We start from the raw sequence: 811 nt of genomic DNA on the forward strand, positions 1-811 counted from the left end.
GTGTGCCAAATTCTTAAAGCCGTAACAGCTGCGTTTTAGTTCTTTAATTTTCCGATTAACTCCCTCTAAAGGTCCGTTAGAATACTCATATAGACAAGCATTTCGAATCCCGAGATAGTTCTTTTGAATAGTTCTAATAACGGTGTCCATGGCGCTTCCATTGGGTTGATAATTCATGACTAGTCGTTGTAAAGCCGCCCGGTCATGGTTGCGAATCAAGCCGAGAATGGTCTGATAGTCATGGTAAACCTGTTTAAAACGTGGAAAGGCATCTAACCCTAAGTCCACCACGTTCTGGGCTGTCGTGTATTCATTTAAGCCCCGGTAATACTTGATTTCACTGGCACTAAGTTGATCTTCCTCAAGATGGAATAAGCGCCAATTAGTCTTCAAAGCTTTGTAGGTGCGATCATGGTGGTCGGAGATACTTTTTAAAGCCTGGAGACGCTCATGGTCAAGGGCCCGCCCGGTTAATTGCACAATATGAAAACGGTCAAAAACGATTTGTGCTTTAGGGAAAATCTCGTGGACGAAGTTTTGATATTGAGCATTTAGATCCATGGTGACAATTTGGACCTTTTGTCGTTCCTGAAGCGAATAAGTATTGGTAAAATAATTCTTGATAGTGTTAGAAAAGCGAGTAGGTAGTAAGGCAACTAGGTCATGTGTTTTCGCATTGATACAGATAAAAGAAAAACAGTTTTTGATTGAACGAAATTCATCAAAAGATAGTGCCACCGGTAGCTCTGGGGGTGTAACATATGCCCGCTGGCCTTGATATAAAATTCGTTGAATTGAAGAAGCTGAAACA

Annotated in this window: 1 protein-coding gene; it reads right to left on the reverse strand. The window is 41.3% G+C overall.

Translation table 11 applies throughout. The annotated features are described in order from the left end of the window. The coding region (locus LPAF129_RS11030) for an ISL3 family transposase (RefSeq protein WP_244057182.1) at positions 1-811 on the reverse strand (811 nt) is incomplete at both ends.

The organism is Ligilactobacillus pabuli, assembly GCF_022836475.1.
GTDB lineage: Bacteria > Bacillota > Bacilli > Lactobacillales > Lactobacillaceae > Ligilactobacillus > Ligilactobacillus pabuli.